The sequence below is a fragment of the Bdellovibrio sp. HCB288 genome (genome assembly GCF_047305935.1).
In the GTDB taxonomy this organism is placed as follows: Bacteria; Bdellovibrionota; Bdellovibrionia; order Bdellovibrionales; family Bdellovibrionaceae; genus Bdellovibrio.
In genome coordinates, this window is the sequence record NZ_CP178619.1 from 17,900 (window position 1) to 41,525 (window position 23,626).

Consider the following 23,626-nt stretch of genomic DNA (forward strand, 5'->3'; position numbering starts at 1 on the left):
TCCAGCCAGTAGAGAATATTAAGAGCGAAAAGCTGTCAACGACACCCTGTTTCCCAAAACCTTCAAATCAAATACATTAGATCTGAGGACCCTTCTGAAAATCTTTCTGTGAACTAAGGCACCCTTATTTAGAGCAACTGCTCCAGCACCCATTGGGGGTCATCTATGGGGACATCATGCCCCGCAGAATCGTGCATCTTGGGTTCTACTCCCCACAACCTTCCCAACTGCAAAGTGCACTGCGGGGAAACCAGGCGATCACCATAACTGCCCATCAGGTTCACTTCCTTTGGCAGCTTTTTGGGAATCTTGAAACGGGAGGCCGCCAACAACTGACGCAAAACATTGCCACGGGCTTCAGGGTACTTTCTTGAGTACTCGACAAAGCCGGGAAACTCCGCCGCCCGCCTCGCGGGATCGTTCGTCGTCATTTCCAAGATGGCCTGCTCGTAGGCCACCGCATCCGACCCGGCTAAAAACAATTTCAACGTCGGAAAATAGTTATGCATTTGATAGCGATGATAAAAAGGAGACGTGCCGGAAGAACTGGTGCAAATCAAGTGTGCTTTGATGATTTCTTCCGGATGTTCGTGCAACCACTGGGCGGCAATCATGGCTCCCAGAGAAATCGCCAAAAGGTGAAAAGGCTCCCCCTCTGAGACAAATTTGGAATTCGCGCGAAGATCCTGCACGTATTCTTTAATTGCCAGGGGACTTTGCTCGTGGTTGCGCTCCCCGTTTCCAGGCAGATCGATCATTTCGATTTGGTCGTCGGGAAAAAACTTTTGCATCTCCTGGGGAAAGGTCCCCCAGTGCCCCTTACCGCGAGCCAGTCCGCGAAGTAAAATCCACTTTCTAGGTGCCCGCATACCACAACTCCTGCGCCTGTGCTTCGTGATGCTGAATCTGTTCTGAACTTAACGTCGCCCACGCTTGAGGGTTCGCCACAGCGCGAATCATCAACTCTAACAGCGTATTATGACGACGCAAAGTCCGCTGATGGCGATGACCAATCAAGGGATTGAACGGTCCATCCGCTCTGAATAACTGAGAAGGATGCTTTTTCACCCACATCCAGGAACCCATTTCCAAACACAGCGGCAGATACTGCTTCCCCTGCGCAACACCGTTGTGCTGCTGATACAGGTAATCCCACAAATCACCGTGAGTGGTGTAAGTTCCAGCCTGCGGCTCCACTTTGTAAAAGTGATGCGGATAGGTTTGGTCCAACAAAGTTTTAAAGGAATGAACCAATCCCAACTCCGGAAATGGTTTTTGAGTTTTGGCATAGGGAAACCACAGACGATCCTGCAAACCAAATCCCGAATGACAATCCAAGGTGATCGCTAAACGACTGTTCGCGATTTCCTTTTGCACACCCTCGATCAATGCCAGGGACTCCACTTCCATCGGCTCGTCTTCTTTGCCTCGATACCACGGAAGCTTATTGGAATAGCGGTGCCCGCCCAGCCAGCGCGCCGGCTTATCTGCGTCGATGGGAGCATTTCGCATTAAATCCACACCCCGCGGATTGCATCTGGTTTTACGCAAAATCCCAATCGGATTCACCGTCGGAATGAAAAACACCCGAACATCCAGCAGGGTTCTTTGCATTTGTCGGTCCCAGCGCACCAATTCCGAAAACGAATTCATCATCGCAACAGTCACCTGAGCACCGATGCGTTCAAGACCGTGGACCCCGCCCACGATTCCCAACACCGGAGCTTCAGGATCCGCGGAGCCGAAGGAAATTTTATAAATTGGTAATTTACTGTCTCCATCCTGGCTGTAGGCCAGGATCTCAGAACGCACAGAATTACCTAAACTCTGAATACGGGATTCAATTTGTTGGATCTCAGGAATTGTACTCATCTACGCTCCGACATTAACGCTTAAAGCCAAGTGCTTCCATTGCTCCGAATTGCCAACAGAAGTATCCTTTATTTCTAAACGGGAGACAACATGACCCTTGATACTTTATTAGAAAATATGTGGGCAGATTACTGCAAATTAAATCCGGCAGCCAAACGCATTCACGACATGTTTGTTGCTGAAGGTGAAACTGTCTTGAATGACCACATTGCACTTCGCACCTTTAATCATCCACGCCTTGGCATCGAATCTTTGGCCAAACAATTCAAAAAATTCGGCTACGAACAAAAAGGCGAACCGTACATCTTCACGGAAAAAAAACTTTTTGCTCGCCACTACGAACATCCTGATGAAAAAATGCCTAAGATTTTCATTTCAGAACTGGAACTGGAAAAAGTGTCGCCGTTTATCCGCGATACACTGAATAAGCTGGCTGACTCCATTCCGCAAAATGTGATCGACAGCGAGGACTTCTCCATGTGTGGCCGTCCTTGGGACATGTCCTATGCTTTGTACTCGGACCTAGCAAAAGAGTCCGAATATGCATCCTGGGTTGCGGCTTATGGCTTCCGTCCCAACCACTTTACTGTGAATATCAACAATCTTAAAAAGTTTCAGGACATCAACTATCTGAATGATTATCTGCAAGGCAAAGGCGTTGTTTTGAATAAATCAGGTGGTTTGGTAAAAGGCACTCAGGCTGATTACCTGGAACAATCTTCCACAATGGCTTCTGAAATTCCGGTGAAATTCAACGATGGCACCCATAACATTCCAGGTTGCTACTATGAATTCGCCAAGCGCTATAAAATGGACAACGGTAAGTTCTATCAGGGCTTTGTCGCAAAATCTGCTGACAAGATCTTTGAAAGCACGAACAAACAAAAGTAGTCTTTCTTGTATTGAAAATAAAAAAAGCCTCCACTCAGGAGGCTTTTTTTATGCAATTTTGCGGATGATAAGATGTTCGGTTTCCTGATCATTCCCCTGATCCGCCCAATGCGGATGGGCCTGCAGGAATATCTTAACCAACTGAGAGTCAAACTGCGTGCCGGAACAACGCACAAGTTCCTCGTACACCACTTCGTCAGGAAGTCCTTTACGGTAAGCACGGGTCTGCGACATCGCATCGTAGGTATCCACCACCAGAATCACGCGCGCCAGGATATCGATTTTATCTCCGGCAATTTTATCAGGATATCCCGTCCCATCGACACGTTCGTGGTGACCACGAATCGCCGGCAGGATGGTTTCAAAAAACTTATGAGAGGCCAGAGGCTGAATGATTTCTTCGCTCATTACCGGGTGTGAGCGCATGATCTCCTGCTCTTTGGGATCCAGTTTTCCTGGTTTGGCAATAATGCTTTGAGAAACACCCATTTTGCCGATGTCATGAAAGAGTCCGGCAAACTCAGCGAGCTTTTGTTCGTATTCATTCAAACCCGCATCCCGGGCCAGCTTGCGTGACAACTCCCCGACACGGCAGCAGTGCGCATAGGTTTCCGGGTCGACAATTTTCAAAGTTTGCATCAACGATTTCGCGGAATCATAAGCCCACGACGGAATATTTCCCCATTTCGAAGACATGCCACTCCCTTCATTCCCTTAAAACTCATCGGCCTTGGTCTGGATAAACTTAACCTCCCTGAGACGCAGATTCTCAGAGTGAGACAAGTTCCCGTTGACTCCCTTATGGTTCACTCTAAAAATAAAGATACCGCGAATACAAGGAGCCAAGATGAGACTGCTTTTTTTGATTTTCACACTGATATCTCTGTCTGCGGGGTCCGCGTATGCACAGAAAATCAAAGTTCGTAAAGTCAAAGGCAACACAGCCATCATTGAAAGCAATGCCCCCCTTGCACCAGGGGCCGTTTACGACCTGATTTCCCAGGATCAGTTTGGTGACGACGATGGTATGCCCACACGGGATAACTCCATCGGATTGAATTTTGGATTTTCCAACACCAAGTCTGATGCTGAGAATGCGACAAGCGAATCCTCCATGAGTTTGACTGCGCGCTATGGATGGAACCTGGCAACCTATGAATTCGGCCCATTGCTGCAATTCACTATGAATCACGCCAATGACGTTACTTCCAGCACCTGGAAAGTCGGCGCCTTTGGCGACTATAACTTAATCCCCAATATCACCGGGGAAGCTTTTATTTATGGTCTGACGGCATGGGGTGCATTTGGCAACACCGATCGCGGTAACGGAACCAAATTTGACATTGCAGATGCTTTTGCTGGCATGGTGGTAAAATGGTTTCCGACATCAAGCTCGGCATGTTTTCGCATTGAATTGGGTTACATGTATGAACGCCAGACCGTCACAGGTGGATATTATGCGAATACAGGCTTCACAGGAAGCGCCGGAATCTTCGCCTATTTCTAAGCTGTATACATCGCGAGGGCCATCAGGACAAGAGCACACGCTATTACTATTTTAATCGCCATGCTCTCTCCGGTCCAACCTACTTAGTGCACTCTTTTTGATAGTGTCGCAACATCGCGGCCTCAATCGGCCCACGTTCTTCTTCATCCATTATGTATACACCGATGGCACGCTTGGGGTCACCTTCGCTTTTTACTCCCTGGTATATTCCCGGAGAGTGAAAGGATTTCTTTTCCATGTCGTACCAGATGACATTTTCAGTCAGTGGCTGATTCGAATCATAAACGAAGATGGCAACCTTGTTATCAACGACCTTGAAATCCTTGGCAACAACAACGTGCTGATCCATTCGCCCAAAACGCAAATTCAAAAGGGTCAGGCGATGGGTCTCAAGATTCTTTTTCAACACACTGAAAGTCAGCATATTCTCCACTGTCCCACGATCATCCTCGTCACCAACCACCATGGATAAGTTCGAAAACCTGAAGAAACGCTCCTGCTGGGCCCGCTCCACATCCAGCTTAAACGTCTTCCAATAAGATTTACCACGGACTTCCTCTTTGTATCCGTTGTTGATCAAAGGAAAGATACCCGTCGGATATTGCTTCTCGCCCATCCACGAAGACAATAACGAATCATCGGCATACTTTAAGACTTCATAACGATTCAATGGTGATTTCACCATACGCACGTTACCCTCACCCACTTGTTGCGGGCTCAGGTCATGACCACGAACCATATTGAGGGTTCTGCGCATCAGCTCATCCTTGGATAGCTCTTCTTTCTCGTCGAAACGCGCAAGATAGAACATTTTTCTTTGGGCACTGGCCAGTCCCCAGCAAACGCCCAACGCCGGGCCACCAGATTTGAAATACCAGTTTTGAACCGGCAAATGATAATAAGTATGAAATGCCGTGCGAGGATAGACTGCGGAATATATGGAATCCACAGACAGGTTCCGGCAGGAAAGATCCTTCACCAGGGAGTCGTTGATTAACTTTGCATCCGCGCCATGCGCCGTTTGAAAACACACAGCTGACAAAGCGGCCACCATCCATATTTTTATGAATTTATCCATGGACTCCCATGGAGCAAATTCGGGACCAGCCCGAGCAGCGCTAAGAGCGTTTACAGTTGTTTAAAGCTTAGACAGGGAACAATGAGGGGCACTCGGCTTAGAAACTAAGGCCCATTCCCACAGTACCGTAGAAGGTGTTCAGCTCCGCTTTTTGATTTTTTTCAGAATCAACAAAGGCATATCGTTTGATACCAAAACCCGCCTCACCGAACAAAGTATCCGTCCAAAGCACCTTACCGTGGAAGTTTAGCGACATGGAGGAATTCAACTTCACATTTTCCTTCATACTTTGCGCATAGTAAATGAACTCAACATCCACCCATTTTGGATAACGGAACAACGGAACCAGATTGAATAAATCATCAAAAAGTTTCGGCATGGAACGCGCCCAGAAAATACCGCCACCCACCATGGGAGCCGCAAGATCACCGAAGTTCACGTTCTGATAAGAGGCCATCATACCGACTGTTTCATCACGATTCCAAAGACCGGGAACAAATCGGTACTTCAGATCCACTGTTAACACATCCAACGGGGCTGTACGACCGGCAGTGCTGACTTTGATTTCATTCATAGAGCGGAAATACTTGGCACTGATCCCCCAGCGTTGACGGGAAATCCAGTAGTTCGTCCAAGTGAACAGATCCTCGAACCACTGATTGTAAGCCACCTCACCCATGAAAACAAAATCCGCTGAGGACTTCGCTACAGACAGACGTGCTGAAAGCTCTCGTGGAAAGCCTTTGTAAATTTCAAAATACGACCGGTATTGCTCACCTTCGAAATTCAAATTCATGTAAGAGCGGTTGATTTCACCACGCTCTGTGGCTTTGAATCTCCAGGTGAATTCATCCGGTGCATTTTTCTCGACCGAAACAGAGTTTTGATCCGTATTCAAAGCCACGTCCTTAAGTTTACGACCAAAGATCTTGATGTTGTCGTTGTACGTTCCTGTCGGAGTACGTTCGTGCAAATAAAGACGAGCCTGACGACGTGGAATGACAGACAATTCAAAGCGCTGCTTGAAAACACCGCCGCCTTTGCCCGGAAGATAAACTTTGGCGTCGTCTTTTTGCAAAGCCGCGGCCCAATACTTACGATCGTCCCCGATTGTCGACTCGAAACCAAACATCTTGGTGATTTTAAGATACTGATCCGGATTCAACAGCACCGAACGCCCGATGGGACGGGTCTCATAGCCCACGATACGCAACGTGCCCGGACGTGCTGTATCGGCAATATCCATCAGCTGCAATTTGTTGGGTTCAACCAAGAACTCATAACTTTCGCCCGTCGCCAACTCCGCAAAGAAAGCCGTCGGTCCTTCCGACTGCGCCGGCACAGACTGACGCATCAGGGATTCCTGGTTGTTTAACAAAACCCGTGGAGTTGTTACGTCGACACGTGCTTTACCCAAAACTATCTTTCCGTCTTCAAGTTTTTGATTCCCGTACCACTGAGAACAAAGACGTGTGTAACCACGCCCCACCTGGTGGGACAAACAGAAACGAAAGATTTCATTTAGCTTTCCAAAAGGACTGCCCGCGGCTTTGAAGTTCGGAATCGCAAAGGCGCTGCCAAAAAATCCTGCGTTGGTCAGCTCTGCTGCGGGAACTTTTTGTGCCATCAAACTCGCACGCCAAACCTGGGTCTGCGCACTCCATTTTTTCTGTTCAACCTCTGTGATTTCGTACTGCCAAAGGACGTTTCCTGTTCTGGAGATCATTTCCAGATTTGCAGATCCCAAAAGCTCCACAGGCCAATCAATGATCAGGGCTTCTGAATTTCTTTGCTCCGGAGACAAAACTTTCGCCAGCTGAGGGTGGGCCTGCCCCAACGGCTTTATTTGGAAATTAAATGTGCTTTGATTGATGAAAACCGGCCCCAACTTCAAGGTTTTGCCGTTTTGGATCGATAAATCGTACTCCAGCTCAACAGGCGGTAACAAAACGCCATTGTCGAGCTGATCAAAGAACATAGGTTTAGGGTATTCCTTATTTGCCGCCGACTTCATCAGGGACTGCTGCGGAGCAGGAATTTCGTCGGCAGTAGCTGCCGTTTCCAGATTTTCTTGTGCTTGAGCAGACAAACTCAATACCGCAATAAGAGATAAAATCAGATGCTGTGCACTATTCACGAAGACTCCCTCACTGCCCATAAGTTTATTTAATTGATTCGTAATCAACAAGCTAAATTGTTGGACTGTCTGGTATTTTCGGATTATGACTGGCTCTTATCCGAAGGAGAAAAAATGTCTTCAGCACGCACCGTCTATCACATGAAAGTCGAACAAATCATCGATCACACGCCGACCGTTCGAGAATTGGTGCTAAAGACTGAAACTCCTGCTGAATTCAAATTCAAAGCTGGTCAATTTGTAATGTTAAATGTTCCACAAGGCGAAGCAAAACCTGTTTTGCGTGCTTACTCTATTGCAAGTGATGACAGAACGCCCAACGGCTTCCGTCTCCTTTTCAAATTCGTGGAAAACGGAATCGCCTCGACGTTTGTTTGGAATCTTAAAGGCGGCGAAACCGTGAATTTCACCGGCCCCTTCGGCAAAGTCTTCTTCCAAGAGCCACCGACAGAACAAATTGTTTTCCTGAATACAGGCACCGGGCTATCTCAGCACATTTGCTATCTGCTTTCCAAAAAAGAGCAGTATCCAAATTTACGTTATCGCATGCTTTTTGGTGTTCGCAGTGAAAAGGACATGTACTACCAGCCTGAGCTGGAGGCCCTTGCCAAAGAACTTCCTGATTTCAAATATGAGTTTGTTCTAAGTCGCCCTCAGGAATCATGGACTGGAAAAAAGGGTTACATCCAAAACTTCATTGCAGAATTTGATTACAAAAACATCCCGACGACATTCTACATGTGCGGCAATGGCGGCATGATCAAAGAAGTGAAACATCAGCTGATCGAAGTTGATGGCATTGAAAAAAACAAGATCTGGTCGGAAGCCTTCGACTAGGTTGTGCTGACGAAAAATCGCGCAGCCCTTGAATTGATTCTGGCCGGAGCTCTTTGGGGCTTTGGCTTTGTCGCGACCGTATTTGCCCTTCGCGCGTTCTCACCGGTTGAAGCGATGGTCTATCGTTTTTTGATCGCCTCTGTATTCGGGGAGTTGATCTACCTGTATTTCAGACCTGCAGGCCTACCCTCCATGAGGTCAGACTTTAAAAAGGCTTTCCCGGCAGGATTCTTTTTGGGCGGCATGCTGATCCTGCAAACGATCGGACTGCAATACACCACGGCCACCAAAAGCGGATTCATCACCAGTCTTTATGTGATTCTGGTGCCTTTGCTCAACACACTGATTTTCAAAACCCGCAGCAGCCTGCTGAATTATGCTTTGGCTTTTGTTGCCTTAGCGGGAACCTTCGTGTTGATGGATGCGAATGTCACGGACGTTAACACCGGAGACCTTTGGACACTGGCCTGCTCCGTACTGGCAGCGGGACATATTATTTACATCGGCAGAATCACCCACAAAGTGGACAATGCCTTTCGCTTTAACAACTTTCAGTCGATCTGGGTTTTACTTCTGCTAAGTCCACTGTTACTGACGCAAAAATCAGTCAACATGACAGCTCCGTGGGAGGCTTGGGCCGGAGTTGCAATGCTGGGTTTGGGATCCAGTATCATTGCTTTTTCGATTCAGATCAGGGCGCAAAAGGTTTTATCGGACTCTACAGCGAGTATGATTTTCCTGCTGGAATCCCCGTTTGCGGCACTGTTTGGATTTTTACTGCTGCAAGAGCGCCTTTCCTGGTTTCAGGCTTTCGGCGCTCTGATTATCATGGCAGCTTCGGCTATGCAGATTCTTGCGGACCCTTCTTCAAAGACCACAGGAAAGCAATCCCAAGAATAATCGCGCCAGAAAGACCCGTCACCCACTCAGGAATGTGCAGGAACGGCGCAGTTAGCATCACCATCGAAAGCACAAAGATCGCGTAAAAAGCGCCATGCTCAAGGTATGCGAATTTTGCCAGGGCTTCTTTTTCCACGAACATGATCGTCAAACTTCTGACAAAGAATGCGCCGATGGAAAGACCAATCATAATGATGAAAAGGTTGTGCGTGATCGCGAACGCACCCACGACACCATCAAAACTGAAGGATGCATCCAGTACTTCCAGATACAGAAAGCTTGCAGCACTGGCTTTGTGCACATTGTGCATAGTTTCTTCAGAGGCCTCCATGAAGGCACCGATACCATCGACAGCGACGAAAACGATCAACCCTGCCAAACCAGCTTTCAGGAAGGCGTGAGCTTCGTTTTGCTGCGGCATAAAATGAGAGATCGTGATCAGGATGATTAACGCGGCACCGATTTCAATGGCTTCAATACGTCCCAAAAACGACATGGGTTTTTCGACTGACGACACCCAGTGTTCGATTTTTTCTGCATCAAAGAAGAATCTTAACGCCACCATCAGCAAGAAAGCGCCACCGAAGGCCGCGACTTCCAAATGGGCCGCTAGCATCAACGCCGCATATTCATCCGGACGTGTCGCCGCCATAACCAGGGCATCCCAAGGGTTGATATGAGCCATGACTCCGACGATGGCCAAAGGGAATACCAACCGCATCCCGAAGACCGCGATCAACATACCCCAGGTCAAAAAGCGATGACGCCAAACCGGGGTCATGTCTTTAAGAACCGTCGCATTCACGATGGCATTATCAAATGAAAGTGAAATTTCAAGGACCGCCAACACTGAAGCGATGAACAAAGCCTGCAAGCCCGCAGCCACCGTTCCGCCGTAATATTGACCGACGAAGAAAGACGCAATTAAACCAATAATCGTAATTATAATTGAACCAGTGAAATATTTAAGCATTCCACCACGTAATTCTATTTAAGGATCTTTTTCAAGAACTTTCCGGTCTCGCTGTCTTTAATTTTAGCGACTTCTTCAGGAGTTCCGGCCGCGACAATGCGCCCACCGTACTTGCCACCATCAGGTCCCAAATCAATCACGTGATCGGCGGTTTTTACCACTTCCATCGCGTGTTCGATAACCAGGACAGTATTACCCTGATCTGCCAATTCCTGCAGCAGTTCGACAAGCTTTCTAACGTCATCAAAATGCAAACCCGTCGTTGGCTCATCCAAAATGTACAGAGTTTTTCCGGTTCCGCGGCGTGACAGCTCTTTGGACAGCTTCACCCGTTGTGCCTCACCGCCCGACAAAGTTGTCGAGCTTTGCCCCAGGGTCATGTAATCCAGACCGACTCTGTGAAGAGTTTCCAGCTTGCGATGGATGTGGCTGTGGTTTTTGAAAAACTCCAGCGCATCACCCACACTCATATCCAGCACATCGGCGATGGACTTTTCCTTGTACTTAATGTTCAAAGTCTCGCGGTTGTAGCGTTTTCCCAAACAGGTATCGCAGGTCACAAACACGTCACTTAAAAAGTGCATCTCCACGCGAATCTGCCCGTGCCCCATGCAAGTTTCGCAGCGGCCGCCCTTAACGTTGAAACTGAATCTTCCGGGTTCATAACCGCGCAATTTTGAATCCGGAAGATTGGCGAACAGATCACGAATCATCGGAAACAAAGCCACGTAGGTCGCTGGCGTGGAGCGCGGCGTACGCCCGATAGGGCGCTGATTGATATCAATGACTTTATCAATTTTATCCAGGCCTTCGATTTTCTTAAACGGTGCCGGTTCCGCCAGAGCTTTATAAAACTTCTGCGCCAAAATCTTGTAAAGAGTATCGATGATCAACGTCGATTTGCCGGAACCAGAAACCCCGGTCACCGCAGTCAAAGTTCCCAGTGGAATTTTCAAATCCACGTTTTGCAGATTGTTTCCCGTCGCACCTTTGAGTTCAAGAAACTGGCCATTGCCTGTGCGACGTTTTTTTGGCACAGGAATGCGCACTTCGCCTTTGAGGTATTTACCGGTCAGAGAGTTGGGATTGTTTTCCAGCTCCTCCGGAGTGCCTTGCGCCATTTTTTCGCCACCCAGGCGACCTGCACGAGGTCCCAGATCCACCACAAAATCCGCATAGCGAATAGTGTCTTCATCATGCTCCACCAAAAGGATCGTGTTTCCACGCTCCTTGAGCTCACCGATGATATCCAACAGACGATGATGATCGCGCGGATGCAAACCGATACTGGGCTCATCCATCACATACAATACACCAATCAAGGAGGATCCCAACTGACTGGCTAAACGAATACGCTGTGCTTCCCCACCCGACAATGTGCGCGAAGAGCGATTCATCGACAGATAACTTGTTCCCACACGAATCAGGTAATCCAAACGATCCGAAATTTGTTTGGTGATCTTTTCCGCCACGATTTCGTTCTTTTTAGTCCACTTGATATCGCCAACAAATTCACGCAGATCAGCAGCGCTCATGGTTGCCATCTCAGAAATTGTTTTTTCGGCGACCTTGATATTCAAGGCTTCGGGTCTTAAGCGGGAGCCATGACAATCGGGGCAGTCATGCAGAACCATGTCCTCGCCTTCTTCATCGTCCTCGTCAGAAGTTTTCTTGCCTTTGTATTTGTAAACCACTTTATCAAGTTTTTTTCCGCCCACTTCACCATCAGAAAAGGATTCCTCTTCCACCAAATCCAAAGTCCCCAGGCCGTTGCAGGTCTGACAGGCGCCGCGTGGATTGTTGAAGCTGAACATGCGTGGTTCTATTTCCGGAAAGCTATAACCACAAATTGGACACGCAGAATGCAGGGAATAATTCGTTCGGTTGCCATCCAACGTTTCAATAATCACACGGCCATTTGCCATGGAAAGTGCGGTATTAATACTTTCGCTGAGGCGAAGCTTCAGGGAGTCTTTCAAAATCAATTGATCCACGACCAGGTCGATGTCATGGGTTTTGGTTTTCGCAAGCTTGGTGGCCTTATCAAGGTCGATCATTTTTCCGTCGACTTTGGCTTTAACGAAACCTTTTTTAGCCCAGCGTTGGAACTCAGCTAAAAACTCCCCTTTTTTTCCAGATGCCATGGGGGCCAAGACATAAAACTTTGCTCCCTGACCTTTCTTTGCGACCTCATCAATAATCTGCTGCGGAGTTTGCGAGCTGACCGGAATATGATGTGTTGGACATTCGGGCACGCCCACTTTGGCATAAAGCAAGCGCAGGAAATCATAAATTTCAGTGACTGTGCCCACCGTCGAACGCGGATTATTACTGACTGATTTTTGATCTATGGCGATTGCTGGCGACAGGCCGGTGATGGAATCGACTTCGGGCTTTTTAAGTTGCTCCAAAAAGTTACGAGCATAGGCGGAAAGACTTTCAACGTAACGACGTTGACCTTCGGCATAGACCGTATCAAAAGCCAAAGAGGATTTTCCGGAGCCACTGAGCCCCGTGAACACGGTGATTTTGTTCCGAGGAATGGTCACACTGACATTCTTCAGATTGTGTTCATTGGCGCCTTTTACTACGATTCCATCTTCAGCTTGTGACATAGCTTGAAATTGTACGCCTGTTAAACAAACCGCACAACTTTCTGGCCCAACGCCTTGGCGCATCAAGAGTGTCTTTGGGCAACATTCGTATCCTACTCACAAAAAAAGGGGCCGCTTCGAGCGTCCCCTTTTCGGTAACTTTTAAAGTACAAAGACTTAAGCTTTAGCAGCAGCGCCTTTTCCTTTTTTAGCAGCCAATTCTTCAGGAGACATACCCCATGGAGAACCGCCTTTTTTATCGCCACCTTTACCGCCGCCCTTACGAGGGCCACCTTTACCAGTTGGAGCTTCAGCTGCTGGCTTAGCAGTTGGAACAAAGTCAGGAACATAGTGGAAAGCTTCTGCTTGAATTGCTTTAGCAGGTACTTTTTCGCCTTCAGCGAAAGTGACTACTAGGACGCGGCGAAGATTTGCGCCAGAGTTTGTCGCTGCAACTTCAAGGGCATGCATGAAGTGAGTCAGTTTTTCACCTTCGAATTTGAATTTTTCGCCAAGCGCAGCTTGGATTTCTTCAGGAGCTTTATCTGCCAATTCTTTTTTAGCAGCAAGACCTGTGTTCAATGTGAAATATGGAAATTCAGTAACTGACTTCATAAACTCTCCTCGAGCGTTGTTATGCCGACACAATGGGCTACTCAAGTGGCTTTCGTCAATTTAAAAGCACGACACCGCCCCACCCTATGGGGTGGGGACAGATACTCCGACCATCTAAACTATTCTTTTACCAAGGTGTAGTAAACGTCTGTAGCGCTCAGAGTGTTTACGGATACGATTTTATACCCACGGTTCGCGAGGTCTTGAAGGATCCCTGTTGTGTTCAGTGATTTAATCGGATCGGCCGCTACTTGTTTGCCATCACAGCTGTGGTAATTACGGCTTAGGGTGCAAACACTTGCTGCAAATGATTGAGTTGAAGCCAAAACGATAGCCGCAGCCAGAAACATATTATTAATTTTCATAAGTTCTCCACTTTTAGAATTGTGAGAACCGCTATAGCAACCCGCATGCCAGACAAATTGGGGTCAATGTGACATCAGAAAAAACCTCGAGCCTCTTAGTTTAAATAGTCCATCAGGATTTGATAGTGCTGATTCAAAATCACCGATTCATCATGCGTTCCGCCTTTGTCCGGGTGAAATACCCGAGCGAGAACCTTTTTGGCGTTCTTCAACGCCTCTTCATCCAAGGCATTCTCCATGGGAAAACCATTCAAGGAGAAAAACTCAAAAGCTGCATTCACATCCTGGGAGAACGTCGTTCCCGAAGCTATTTTGCTGGAAATTCCTTTAGCTTTTTTTTTGATTTCCTGGCGCTGGATTTTCGCGCGCTCTTTTTGCTTTTGATATTGGATTTTTTTGAACTCTGCTTGTTTGGCCTTGAATGGTGACTCAACCACCTCAAACAAGGATCCCTTTTCCAGATTCGTTTTTGAATCTAAAAAGTCCGAATGCTTTTTCTCAGTTTGCAATAGAATCGCCCAGATGTGCTTACAGAAAGTCCCCTTCGCCGCCGAAGAGCACATGCAATCCACCGTGAAGGTGTTGCTCGCAATGCTTTCTGCGACAAACAAAACCTTTACCGGCTTGGATGCCTTTACATAACCTTCAATTCGCGCATCCCCGGCAACAGAAAGTACCGCCAATCCGGCAGCAAATTCTTCTTGGCCTTGTTTGCGCACTTCAGGTTTAAAAAAATGTTGGTAAAGACTTTCAACTGACAAAACGGGATCCTTTGCAAACAGACACAGGCAGTCTCTGCAAAACCCAATCCCAACTCAACTGTTAATAAAAACGCATTGCAGAACCGACATCGGTTCCGCACCGCATCCCAAAAAACCGGCAGGCACCTTTTGAAAGAACCAAAAAATAAGGGCCGCTCAAAAGTGCCCATATGCAAGGCGGAGGGAATGCGCTGCCACGCAGGCGTACTCAATGTACGCCGAAGAGCAAGTGCATACCCGACAACGCAGTCAGATGGGTGCTTTTCAGCGGCCCGCTTTGGCTTGGCAGTCTGGGCAGACGCCGTATAGTTCCAGAATATGATGAGTCAGTGCGAAGCCGAATTGGTTCGCGACTTTTTCCTGAAGTTGTTCGATCGCGCGATTTTCGAATTCGCAGATCTTACCGCACTTCACGCAAGTCAGATGGTCATGGTGACCTTTAGGAGTTAGTTCATAACGAGCTGGCAAACCGCCCATGCGCACTTCAGTGACGAAAGCGCCTTCAGTCAATGTACGAAGGAAGCGGTAAACAGTGGCGAAACCGATTTCAGGATGGTCTTTCGCCAATTTTTCGTAAAGCTCTTGAGCTGTTACGTGGCGACGGCCTTCGTGAAGAGTTTTAAGGATCGCCATACGTTGGCTGGTGACTTTAAGGTTCAACGCACGAATGATCTTTTTAAGTTCAGCCTCATCAAATGGATCGTGATGGATCACGATGTCTTCATCATGTTGTCTTGGTAAAACTGGTACTGAATCTCTACCCATTCGTGGCTCCTCGAACAAAGATATATAGGACGCCCGGCGGGTTAAAGTCCATAGTTCTGACAATCATTATCACTTAGATTTCAAAAAGTACGTAAATTTTTCCCGGCCGAGATATGGGAAACTGCATTATGCGGATGCAAACTCTCCACATGGCTGAACTCAACCACGTAATCCAGAATATCGCTCTGTTTATCCAAGGCCTCTTTGCCACGGCGTGCTGCGTCCTCACAGAACATCAAGTTCTGGCCGTTGCGAAGTGCGAACTCCTGCTCGTCTTCACGCTTCACAGCACCTTGAACTGCCGTCTGCAAAGCGTCCTCGATCACATCGATGATTTTTGCATAGTCATAGTTCGGACCGACTTCCACTTTCACGCGAGCGAAACTGCGTTGTGCGTGTGGAGTTGCCACGATTCCTTGAGTTGTTCCCAACCACTGGTGAACCACGTCAAAATCCAAAGAGTCTGAACCGAATTGTTGTTTGAAGTTATCCTGAATCAACTGACGGGAAAGTGCCGCAGAAGCCGGGCACGTGGAAGAATAAGTGATCACCGCTTCCACGAAGTACTTCTTAACACCATTCTCGTTGAAAGCAGAAAGCACCACCGGATACGAGCGCCATGCTTGGTTTGCGCTCTTCAAAGCCTTGCGCACCAACGGTGCTTCAAACTGAACTTGCACCAAAGCTTGAGTGGAAAGTTCTTCGTGAGTTTTTAAAAACTCGTCCGTCGCCTGTCCTAGCAACCCCAGGGACATTTCGTTTTTGGACAATGTCTCTTGAGTGATCAAATACAAGCGCGACATGTGAATGCCACGAGAAGGTTTTTTATCAAGGCTGACTTTTGCGTCGGCGCGCGCAGGAATACGGTACACACCGTCTGCTTGTTTCAGCAAAATCGGAAGTTCGATGGAACCCATACCCACCCAGTCAATGGGAGCGAATTTTTCTGTATGAGTTTCCTTAGCGACGTCTGGAAGATGTTTGTTCGTCATAGCTCAGCCTTCTACCGCAAAATCCCTGTAAAGACTCCGTTTTTATAGTTTTTACAGCCAAAATGAAATATAACCGATAACATGAAAAAGCAACTGATCCTGGCTTCAACTTCCAAGTACAGACAAGAACTTCTCTCTCGTTTGGCTGTGCCTTTTACTGCACAACCTCCCCTCATTGATGAAGATAAAGAGAAAGACCCGTCATTGGCTCCCCGCGCCTTGGCGGAGCATCTAGCGCGCCTTAAAGCGGCCAGCCTTAAAGGTGAAGGAAAAGTCGTCATCGGCGGGGATCAGCTGGTCTCTTTTGAGGGCCGGATTATTGGCAAAGCGCACACTCGCGAAAAGGCCATTGAGCAATTATTAAGCATGCAGGGCAAAACCCATGAACTGGTCACGGCCATCTGTGTTTTCGACGGCGAAAAAGCGATCCCCTACACCGACATCACCCGCATGCACATGAAGTCCATGAGCCGCGAACAAATTGAACGCTATGTCGATTTGGACATGCCGACGGACTGCGCCGGAAGCTATAAGATCGAAAAGCACGGAATTATGCTGTTTTCCAAAATCGAATCCCAGGATTTTACGGCCATCCAAGGATTACCCTTGATTGAATTGAGCAAAATATTAGAGACTTGTAGTCCGCTTTAAGCGCACTTTCAGGAGTCACCTATGAACGACATGCAAAAGAAACTATACGATGCCGCTTGTGTTGCACAAAAACGTGCCCATGCCCCTTACTCTGGCGCCCATATCGGTGCTGCTGTTTTGATGGCGGATGGTCAAATTTTTAACGGCTGCAATGTCGAAAACGCCTCTTACGGCGGAACGGTCTGCGCTGAGCGCGTGGCTTTATGGAAAGCTGTCAGCGAGGGCTCTTCAAAGTCTGTCAAAGAAGTGATGGTGATCAGTGATGCTGACAAACCATGGCCACCGTGTGGATTCTGTCGCCAGGTGATCGCGGAGTTCGGTAGCGAAGAGACTGTTATCTACACAGCGAATCTTTCTGGTAAAATGAAGACTTTCAAGTTTGGCGAAATCTTTCCAGAGGCCTTCACTCCAAAACATTTGGACTAAAAGGTACGTAAAAGGTACGGACACACTTTCTCCACTACAAAAAAAGCCCTGCTGGTTGTGCAGGGCTTGGAAGATTTCAATATATGCTGACGGTGGGTTCGTACCTTTTGGGTTATTGCTCCAAAGAGAAGTTGCAGACTACGTCGGTAAATTGGCTTTGTTGATCGGCTGGGTAGCCTGGGCCGCGCCATACACGCATTTCATTGCCGGGTTGCTTTACGCGGGCGGGATCACGAAGAACTGCAACCAGGTCACCGTGATAGTTGATTCCACGATACATGATCCACACCGGATTATTGCCGGCTTGATAAGCGGCTAAACCCACCATCGCGGTATTTGTGTCGCCACCTTCAAAGTACTGGGCGATTTCATCTTGTTTCAGTTGGTAAGTGTATTTGCCTACACCCGCCTCAGCGACTGTGACAACGCCACTTTGCGCTTTTGCCAAAGGGCCATCCGTGATGATTTCCACAATCACGATTTTTCCCTGATAGGTTTCGCCTACACAAGCAGAATAAGCAAATACTTTGGGAGTCATCATCAATGCCGTCAAAAGAACAAATAAATTCAATTTCATACAAGTATCCTTACGGTCTTAACCAAAAAATAATTTCAACACCACCGACCAGCATTTTACCAGACGATGCACACGCCCCTGTTTGCGGCCCCAGGCAACGACCCCACTCGGGCTCATAAGTCAGCTGACCCAAATTGCTGCCATCACGATCCAACACCGCGACTTGATAACGATGGAAAGTACCACGCGCATTGGATGACGGAGGGGCCGTTAACGAGCTCTTGGCAATGACCACTTTTCTATAGTCGTCACCGCAGTCACCTTTGGTTTCGACCATGACCATTTCTTCGGTCTTCGCCAAATTAAAAGAAGCACCTTCAAGGGAGCAACCACCACTGTTGTAGATCAGGTTCAACGTCAAATAGTTGACCGGATTCAACGGATTCCACCATTTCGATGGGTCATAGTTTTTCACTGGCAACAAAGCGACAATGGGTGCTGAAACCTTGTACTGAGTATCATCAATACCCATAATCCACAGGTATTCGTGCAAAACGAATGTATAGCGATGCAACGTCTCGGTTTCGACGCGATTTTCACGCCACATGCGACGATTGATCAGGATTAACTTTTGCTCTGGCTTATTAATACCCTCTACTTCGCGGCCGTCTTCGTAGTAAAGCACCGGCTCACTGCGCACCGTAGTGGTTTCAATCGCACCGATCAAGGTTTCGATTTTGAAGCCCTTGAGTTCCGTGCTTGGCAGGGTTTTCAGATGTTGAACCAAATCCTTGGCTGTCATGATAAATTCGGCAGCAAAGGAATCCCCTGCATTGCCGTGATCCCATCCATCTCTCATGGCCCACGTAATCGGACGAGCACGCAAATTCCCAACGGGAGTTTTTGCCACTGCCAGATCTGCAGAAACAACAGAGAAAAGAAGGATCGCCATTATGAGCAGCGATGTGGTTCGCTTCATCATTTCTGGTTCTCCTGAGTTAAAGGAAACAATTGAACGTTCAATCTATACACAGAATCGCGAGGCCCCGTCTCTAGAAACGCAGACAATCGGCGCCTGAAGTCCTCGATCAGACTTTTGGCTTCAACAATCTTCTTTTTATTAATCGCCATGGTGATACCTGTAATATCACGCTGATCGACCGAGTGACTTTCCAAGGACTCGATCGCTCTATGAATAAACTGACGATGACCCTCGCGGATCTTCGAGCTCGGGATATTCTTGGGTGTGGACATGTTATTGCCGGTCAGCTTCCACTGAGTTGTGTCTTTTGCGACCAACCCCAGCTTTTGCAAGCGAACCAGGCATTCCAACGCGACTCCCATAGGAATGTTCAAGCGCTTGGCGATGGAGGTTGTGTCTGTTTTTGCCTTTGGCAATTCCAGGACTGCCAGAATCGCAAAATGCTCCCACGAGCTGATCATTTCCGCAGAATCCAAATCAATATCTGAATAGGACTGAGGGGCGTCCTCTGCCCCCAGGACTCCCATCAATAGCTTTTGTACCTGCAAAGGCTCATTGATCTCCAGACGATCGATGATCTTCATCGCTGTTTTCGTGGTCATCGGACGCTTGCCGCTTAGAAGTGCTGACAATGTCGAAGAGTCCATGTCCAATGACTTGGAAAAAGCTCGGAGTGAATAAGAAGGGTTCTTGCGACTGCGTTCTGCAAAAACCGACTGTAGATGATTGATTAACATGGGGATGCTTTTAATAGGTAATTGACTCATTTTCCACTTATTTTGCCGCAATCTGCGGCAGAAGTGCCGCAGATGTAAATTTTCACCGGGTTTTACTCAGCCACAATATATTTTTGAAGAGTGTCGTTGGAATCCAACCACAGATCATATCGAACTTCGACCAGTGTGTTTTCTTTCAGAGCCTGCTTTAGGTCTTTGCATAGCTTATCCGCATAGATATCGGCGCCTTCGGCAAAGCGGTCCACCCACAACTCCAAAGCAAATCGATTCCCAGACGCCCCCTGAACCTGAGCTCTTCCAACGCTTGCATACATATAGTTTTCGGTACGCAACTCATGGCATGTCACCGCCAGGATTTTTACATCATCATCAATGGGTTGAGCAGAAACGACCGCGGACGCCAAAAGACTAAAAAGAAGAATAAGATATTTCATGGATACTCCTGAAGGTTCGGTTTAACTTCAGAAGAAATGTAACAGCTGGAAGAGATGAAAATCCAACTTTGGAGCCGCAAAGTGCGGCAAAACTGCCGCATCAGAACGCATAAAAAAAGGCTGGATCTCTCCAGCCTTAATTTAACTATTTAACCAGGTCACAGCCGCCGTAAAGGACGAATTGGTCGTCTGGTGTTCTTAGGATGCCTTCGAATTCATACTCTTTGTCAGACATACCGTCGTTGCCTTTTTTGCCGAAAACGATATCAAGCACGTATTGATCAAGACCTTCACCAGACAACTTCCAAGTGTTCACACCGCCTTTAACAGACGTGCTTTCGATAGCACCCATAACAGTGTCTTCACCTGGAGAACGCAAAGCTACATGGTCACCCACTGTACCGATAGTTTGAGTTTTAGCCAAAACGACGATTTGGATAAATGGTTCAGTGAAGTTACAAACCAAAGTAGGCTTTTTAACATCTGCATTTGCAGAGAAAGTGAACGCAGAAACTGCCAATACCGCAAGCATAGAAAGAGCTTTATTCATGGATATCTCCTTAAGTAGATCGACTGGAACTTATCATGAAACAGGGCGATTGGGCCCCCGTCTGTAATATCTATCGGAACTGTCCAAAATATTGATAGTAAGGGCCCTGTTGGCTCTGAATCTGCTCACTTAGGCCTTGGATTTCAGCAATATAGGGATCCAAATCACCATCATCATAAGAGACCAGAATCTGCTGAGCCTGGGATAGCACGGCCAGAACCTTATCACGGCGCTGAATCCACTGAGAACCCGTCAAGGAATCCACACCATCTTGCACCAGCTTAAAGCTCACGCGCACACCATAGTGATCTGACAATGGATCACGCAAAGGGCCTCGCATATTAAGCTCCCCCGCCACCGCCTGAATTTTGGAGTTTGCCCCGCCGGCATTGGAGACGAAAATATAATCCAGCATGTGATTACCTGGCATCCAGCTGTGAGGATTGGTTTCACAGTACGAGCAATAACCCGGAGGATAGCTGCCCCCCAAAGCGTCTGCGAAAGAATCATGAAGTCCCATCACTACCATCATAAAGTCACGTTCAAAAGACTTTTCGTTGGCGTTGAAATCCCCAGACATCAACATTTTCAAAGAAGGATTTTGCAGGCGCCACTTCAAGATATCCAGGATTTGGGTGATGCGAATTTCCGTACTGGTGGGATGCAAGTGAGTGTTTACGAAGTAAAAGTCCTCGCCAATTCCCGGAAGTCGGGTCTGAACAATGTGAAAAGCCTTGGTCACACCAAAGGTTTCGCGGATCTCATCCAGAAATCCACCCAGATTGTTGATTCTGAACTGATAAGTCCATGCGCCCTTGATGTCGCCATCAAACAAGGACATCACTCCAATTTTATTATTACGATTAGGAGAACTGATTTGATAGTTGTACTTTAGAGCATTTTCAATTTGGTCGATATTGGAGCTGTTCCAAACTTCCTGAAGCTGAATCACACCGCAACGAGGTGCTGCCTGCAACAGAGAACCAATCCACTCCATGCGCTCATAAGTATCCGGAGCATAAATGGGACCGTAGGCGTTAAAGTTTTGCATACAAAACTGCGGCGTTTGCACAGGAGACAAACCCATCTCTGCGCGAGACAAAGTCGCTGATAACATCACCAAAATGCCAATCCATGCTTTCATGAACACTCCCCCCGAAGTTTCCCGGGGAGTATGCTCATGGTTTCAGGCAAGAATCGACATAAAATGCAAAGAGTCAGCCCGAGTCGAATATATGCTTTTAGAGCTTTAAACTATACTGGCCAGAGAGGTTTTGGATGTGTATTTCCTGCAAAAAACTGCCACTGGAAAGACGAAATTCTTTCAAAGGTGCAAGCTTCTGGGAAAGCTCAGTCAGGTTTCGTGCACTCAAAGATTTTAGCAATTTGAATCCCTCATGCGAAAAATCGGCTTCACACTCGGCAACCCGATTCCAGAGCAACTCCACTTTCAGCAATCCGAAATCAGCTGCGTTCTGCAAAAATGCTTCCAGAAAGTGTCCGTGCGAAACGGTCATCACTTGCGGTGATTGCAGATGTTGCCAACTAAAGCCCCATCCCCGTTCTTCCCTGAAAGAAAGACTGATCAGCTGGGCTTCTTCGGATTCACATTGTTCGATAAGATTCAATCTTGCCACTGCCATCACTTCAGCAAAGGCATGACTCAAGCTATCGGACTTTGATTCAAAAACCGAACTCTCAAGGTCCGATTTCAATTTAGCCAACCACTCATCCACCACCATCAAATTGACGGTCATACCAGACATGGGATTGACAGGTTTTGAAAAACCAGCCGCCATCTTAAACAAAAAGCCCCGTCTTGCGGACGAGGCTGATTGAAGTACGATGGAAACAGGAATTTCTCGTACGAACTGAAGCATTGGTTTACATTTCCAATACTTGTTTGTTCATTGATACGTGAGAGTCTTTGCGGAATTGGTTGATCCAAGTCTCAAACATGCCATCGCCACGACGTTTTTGCGCCATTTCAAGAGTCATTGGCTCCAGTGCTTTCGCACTTTCCATTTTAACCTCTTTCAATTTCAAAACGAACTTTTGGTTGCCATCGCGAACCAGACGTTTCAACGTCGGCTGTGCTTTGCTCAACTCAAAGATTGAGTCAGTTGCCACACGGCTTGTGATTTTCGGGAAAGAATCCGCTCCAACTTCAACGAAACCAGTTTCATCCCAAGTTGCTTTCAGTTCTTTCAACTGAGCATTCACTGCCGCGTCGTCACCTTTAGCCAAAGCTTCATCCAATGCTTTGATAGCAGCTTCAGCTTTTTCCTTAGTCATCGCTTTTGTCACAGCTTCTTCGTCAATTCTTACGAAAGCCACATTGATTTTGCTGCCACGAAGTTCCTGCATTTTTGCAGCTTCAGCAGCGGATGTGCGACTTGCGATCTCAAACAAGTGACGCGTGCGGATATTGGAGATGTCTTTTCTGATTTTATTTTCGAAATCACCTGGAGATGTACGAGTCCCTTCCAAGTAACGATTGTAGAACTCACGTTGGAATTGACCGTTTTGCTGGAAGAAAGGCACATCTTTAACGATAAAGTCGCGTACTTCTGCGTCAGTCGCCAAAATGCCTTCGCTTTGAGCAGCTTGGGAAACCAGCTCCATACGGATCAAATTCTCGATAGCTTGCTGACGAAGCAGCTGACGCTGAGAGCCAAAGTCCATTTGATCGCCAAAGATCGATTTGTAGTATTCAGAAACACGGTTTTCTTCGTTTTGAAAGTCAGCAACTGAGATCAACGCGTTGTTTACACGAGCTACAGAACCAACACCCAGGCTCATTCCGCCATGAGTCCCTGTGAACACGAAAGTAAGAATGATCGCACCGAATACAAGCATCGCGACAGTGCTCTTTGCACTGAGCTTTCTCTTCATCTTATCTGCCAAATTTTCGCTCATAAATATTCCTTCCTGAAACAATCTTCAAAACAAGCCGCTCCATTACCCAACTATTTTTATTTTTTTTCAAGGGGAAATTGTTGAATTCCTTAACTCTTTTGATAGCGTTGGAAAGTATTAGGT

Annotated in this window: 26 protein-coding genes; 6 read left to right on the forward strand and 20 right to left on the reverse strand. The window is 47.3% G+C overall.

The window, feature by feature from the left end:
• Window positions 1-128 precede the first annotated feature (128 nt).
• Together ACLVWR_RS00075 and ACLVWR_RS00080 are read right to left on the reverse strand one after the other, a co-directional pair.
• The gene (locus ACLVWR_RS00075; RefSeq protein WP_413581937.1) at window positions 129-869 is read right to left on the reverse strand and encodes an alpha/beta fold hydrolase; all 741 of its coding nucleotides are present in this window, start codon (window positions 867-869) and stop codon (window positions 129-131) included.
• A complete protein-coding gene (locus ACLVWR_RS00080; RefSeq protein ID WP_413581938.1) occupies window positions 856-1,872 on the reverse strand; it encodes a M14 family zinc carboxypeptidase in 1,017 nt (338 codons plus the stop codon). Before ACLVWR_RS00080 ends, ACLVWR_RS00075 begins: the two co-directional genes overlap by 14 nt.
• A gap of 90 nt (window positions 1,873-1,962) precedes the next feature.
• Here ACLVWR_RS00080 and ACLVWR_RS00085 point away from each other — a divergent pair, with 90 nt between their 5' ends.
• Complete coding sequence (locus tag ACLVWR_RS00085) at window positions 1,963-2,763, forward strand: DUF1338 domain-containing protein (protein ID WP_413581939.1); 801 nt, start codon at window positions 1,963-1,965, stop codon at window positions 2,761-2,763.
• 48 nt (window positions 2,764-2,811) lie between these two features.
• On the opposite strand, the gene ACLVWR_RS00090 is transcribed toward ACLVWR_RS00085, so the two are convergent.
• On the reverse strand, window positions 2,812-3,459 hold the full coding sequence (locus ACLVWR_RS00090) for an HD-GYP domain-containing protein (protein WP_340596943.1): 648 nt from the start codon (window positions 3,457-3,459) through the stop codon (window positions 2,812-2,814).
• 151 nt (window positions 3,460-3,610) lie between these two features.
• On the opposite strand from ACLVWR_RS00090, the gene ACLVWR_RS00095 reads away from it, so the two are divergent.
• Complete coding sequence (locus tag ACLVWR_RS00095; protein WP_413581940.1) at window positions 3,611-4,270, forward strand: hypothetical protein; 660 nt, start codon at window positions 3,611-3,613, stop codon at window positions 4,268-4,270.
• 79 nt (window positions 4,271-4,349) lie between these two features.
• Here the strand turns inward: ACLVWR_RS00095 and ACLVWR_RS00100 are convergent, their stop codons facing one another.
• Window positions 4,350-5,348 carry a hypothetical protein gene (locus ACLVWR_RS00100; RefSeq protein ID WP_413581941.1) on the reverse strand — a complete coding sequence of 333 codons (999 nt, stop codon included), beginning with the start codon at window positions 5,346-5,348 and terminating at the stop codon, window positions 4,350-4,352.
• Between the two features lie 97 nt (window positions 5,349-5,445).
• On the reverse strand, window positions 5,446-7,485 hold the full coding sequence (locus ACLVWR_RS00105) for a hypothetical protein (RefSeq protein ID WP_413581942.1): 2,040 nt from the start codon (window positions 7,483-7,485) through the stop codon (window positions 5,446-5,448).
• A 114-nt stretch (window positions 7,486-7,599) separates the two neighbouring features.
• Between ACLVWR_RS00105 and ACLVWR_RS00110 the strand changes: the two genes are divergently transcribed.
• The gene (locus ACLVWR_RS00110) at window positions 7,600-8,322 is read left to right on the forward strand and encodes an FAD-binding oxidoreductase (protein ID WP_413581943.1); all 723 of its coding nucleotides are present in this window, start codon (window positions 7,600-7,602) and stop codon (window positions 8,320-8,322) included.
• A 3-nt stretch (window positions 8,323-8,325) separates the two neighbouring features.
• Window positions 8,326-9,222, forward strand: a complete 897-nt coding sequence (locus ACLVWR_RS00115) for a DMT family transporter (RefSeq protein ID WP_413581944.1) — start codon at window positions 8,326-8,328, stop codon at window positions 9,220-9,222.
• On the opposite strand, the gene ACLVWR_RS00120 is transcribed toward ACLVWR_RS00115, so the two are convergent.
• From ACLVWR_RS00120 to folE2, 7 genes are all read right to left on the reverse strand, one after another.
• Window positions 9,164-10,195, reverse strand: a complete 1,032-nt coding sequence (locus ACLVWR_RS00120) for a DUF475 domain-containing protein (protein WP_413581945.1) — start codon at window positions 10,193-10,195, stop codon at window positions 9,164-9,166. The genes ACLVWR_RS00115 and ACLVWR_RS00120 overlap by 59 nt on opposite strands.
• A gap of 14 nt (window positions 10,196-10,209) precedes the next feature.
• Window positions 10,210-12,810, reverse strand: coding sequence for an excinuclease ABC subunit UvrA (gene uvrA, locus ACLVWR_RS00125; protein ID WP_413581946.1), 2,601 nt, complete (start codon window positions 12,808-12,810; stop codon window positions 10,210-10,212).
• A gap of 156 nt (window positions 12,811-12,966) precedes the next feature.
• Window positions 12,967-13,404 carry a hypothetical protein gene (locus ACLVWR_RS00130; RefSeq protein WP_413581947.1) on the reverse strand — a complete coding sequence of 146 codons (438 nt, stop codon included), beginning with the start codon at window positions 13,402-13,404 and terminating at the stop codon, window positions 12,967-12,969.
• Between the two features lie 119 nt (window positions 13,405-13,523).
• Window positions 13,524-13,769 (reverse strand): hypothetical protein, encoded by a 246-nt coding sequence (locus ACLVWR_RS00135; protein WP_413581948.1) that lies wholly within the window; start codon window positions 13,767-13,769, stop codon window positions 13,524-13,526.
• Window positions 13,770-13,864: 95 nt separating this feature from the next.
• Window positions 13,865-14,530, reverse strand: a complete 666-nt coding sequence (locus tag ACLVWR_RS00140) for a hypothetical protein (RefSeq protein ID WP_413581949.1) — start codon at window positions 14,528-14,530, stop codon at window positions 13,865-13,867.
• A gap of 264 nt (window positions 14,531-14,794) precedes the next feature.
• Window positions 14,795-15,295: a Fur family transcriptional regulator gene (locus ACLVWR_RS00145; RefSeq protein WP_413581950.1), complete on the reverse strand. Its 501-nt coding sequence runs from the start codon at window positions 15,293-15,295 to the stop codon at window positions 14,795-14,797.
• An 80-nt stretch (window positions 15,296-15,375) separates the two neighbouring features.
• On the reverse strand, window positions 15,376-16,287 hold the full coding sequence (folE2, locus tag ACLVWR_RS00150; protein WP_413581951.1) for a GTP cyclohydrolase FolE2: 912 nt from the start codon (window positions 16,285-16,287) through the stop codon (window positions 15,376-15,378).
• Window positions 16,288-16,368: 81 nt separating this feature from the next.
• On the opposite strand from folE2, the gene ACLVWR_RS00155 reads away from it, so the two are divergent.
• Together ACLVWR_RS00155 and ACLVWR_RS00160 are read left to right on the forward strand one after the other, a co-directional pair.
• Entirely contained in the window at window positions 16,369-16,938 is a 570-nt protein-coding gene (locus ACLVWR_RS00155) for a nucleoside triphosphate pyrophosphatase (RefSeq protein WP_340596929.1), read from the forward strand.
• Window positions 16,939-16,959: 21 nt separating this feature from the next.
• Window positions 16,960-17,364 carry a cytidine deaminase gene (locus ACLVWR_RS00160; RefSeq protein WP_413581952.1) on the forward strand — a complete coding sequence of 135 codons (405 nt, stop codon included), beginning with the start codon at window positions 16,960-16,962 and terminating at the stop codon, window positions 17,362-17,364.
• 112 nt (window positions 17,365-17,476) lie between these two features.
• Here the strand turns inward: ACLVWR_RS00160 and ACLVWR_RS00165 are convergent, their stop codons facing one another.
• The 8 genes from ACLVWR_RS00165 to ACLVWR_RS00200 form a co-directional block, all read right to left on the reverse strand.
• The gene (locus ACLVWR_RS00165) at window positions 17,477-17,941 is read right to left on the reverse strand and encodes a hypothetical protein (RefSeq protein ID WP_413581953.1); all 465 of its coding nucleotides are present in this window, start codon (window positions 17,939-17,941) and stop codon (window positions 17,477-17,479) included.
• Window positions 17,942-17,951: 10 nt separating this feature from the next.
• A complete protein-coding gene (locus ACLVWR_RS00170) occupies window positions 17,952-18,863 on the reverse strand; it encodes a hypothetical protein (RefSeq protein ID WP_413581954.1) in 912 nt (303 codons plus the stop codon).
• Window positions 18,860-19,600, reverse strand: a complete 741-nt coding sequence (locus ACLVWR_RS00175) for a TIGR02147 family protein (RefSeq protein WP_413581955.1) — start codon at window positions 19,598-19,600, stop codon at window positions 18,860-18,862. Before ACLVWR_RS00175 ends, ACLVWR_RS00170 begins: the two co-directional genes overlap by 4 nt.
• Window positions 19,601-19,692: 92 nt before the next feature.
• Complete coding sequence (locus ACLVWR_RS00180) at window positions 19,693-20,034, reverse strand: hypothetical protein (protein ID WP_413581956.1); 342 nt, start codon at window positions 20,032-20,034, stop codon at window positions 19,693-19,695.
• 145 nt (window positions 20,035-20,179) lie between these two features.
• The gene (locus ACLVWR_RS00185) at window positions 20,180-20,584 is read right to left on the reverse strand and encodes a hypothetical protein (protein ID WP_413581957.1); all 405 of its coding nucleotides are present in this window, start codon (window positions 20,582-20,584) and stop codon (window positions 20,180-20,182) included.
• Window positions 20,585-20,654: 70 nt separating this feature from the next.
• The gene (locus ACLVWR_RS00190) at window positions 20,655-21,728 is read right to left on the reverse strand and encodes an endonuclease/exonuclease/phosphatase family protein (RefSeq protein ID WP_413581958.1); all 1,074 of its coding nucleotides are present in this window, start codon (window positions 21,726-21,728) and stop codon (window positions 20,655-20,657) included.
• A gap of 97 nt (window positions 21,729-21,825) precedes the next feature.
• The gene (locus ACLVWR_RS00195; protein WP_413581959.1) at window positions 21,826-22,464 is read right to left on the reverse strand and encodes a hypothetical protein; all 639 of its coding nucleotides are present in this window, start codon (window positions 22,462-22,464) and stop codon (window positions 21,826-21,828) included.
• A 4-nt stretch (window positions 22,465-22,468) separates the two neighbouring features.
• Window positions 22,469-23,503, reverse strand: coding sequence for a SurA N-terminal domain-containing protein (locus tag ACLVWR_RS00200; protein WP_413581960.1), 1,035 nt, complete (start codon window positions 23,501-23,503; stop codon window positions 22,469-22,471).
• Window positions 23,504-23,626 lie beyond the last annotated feature (123 nt).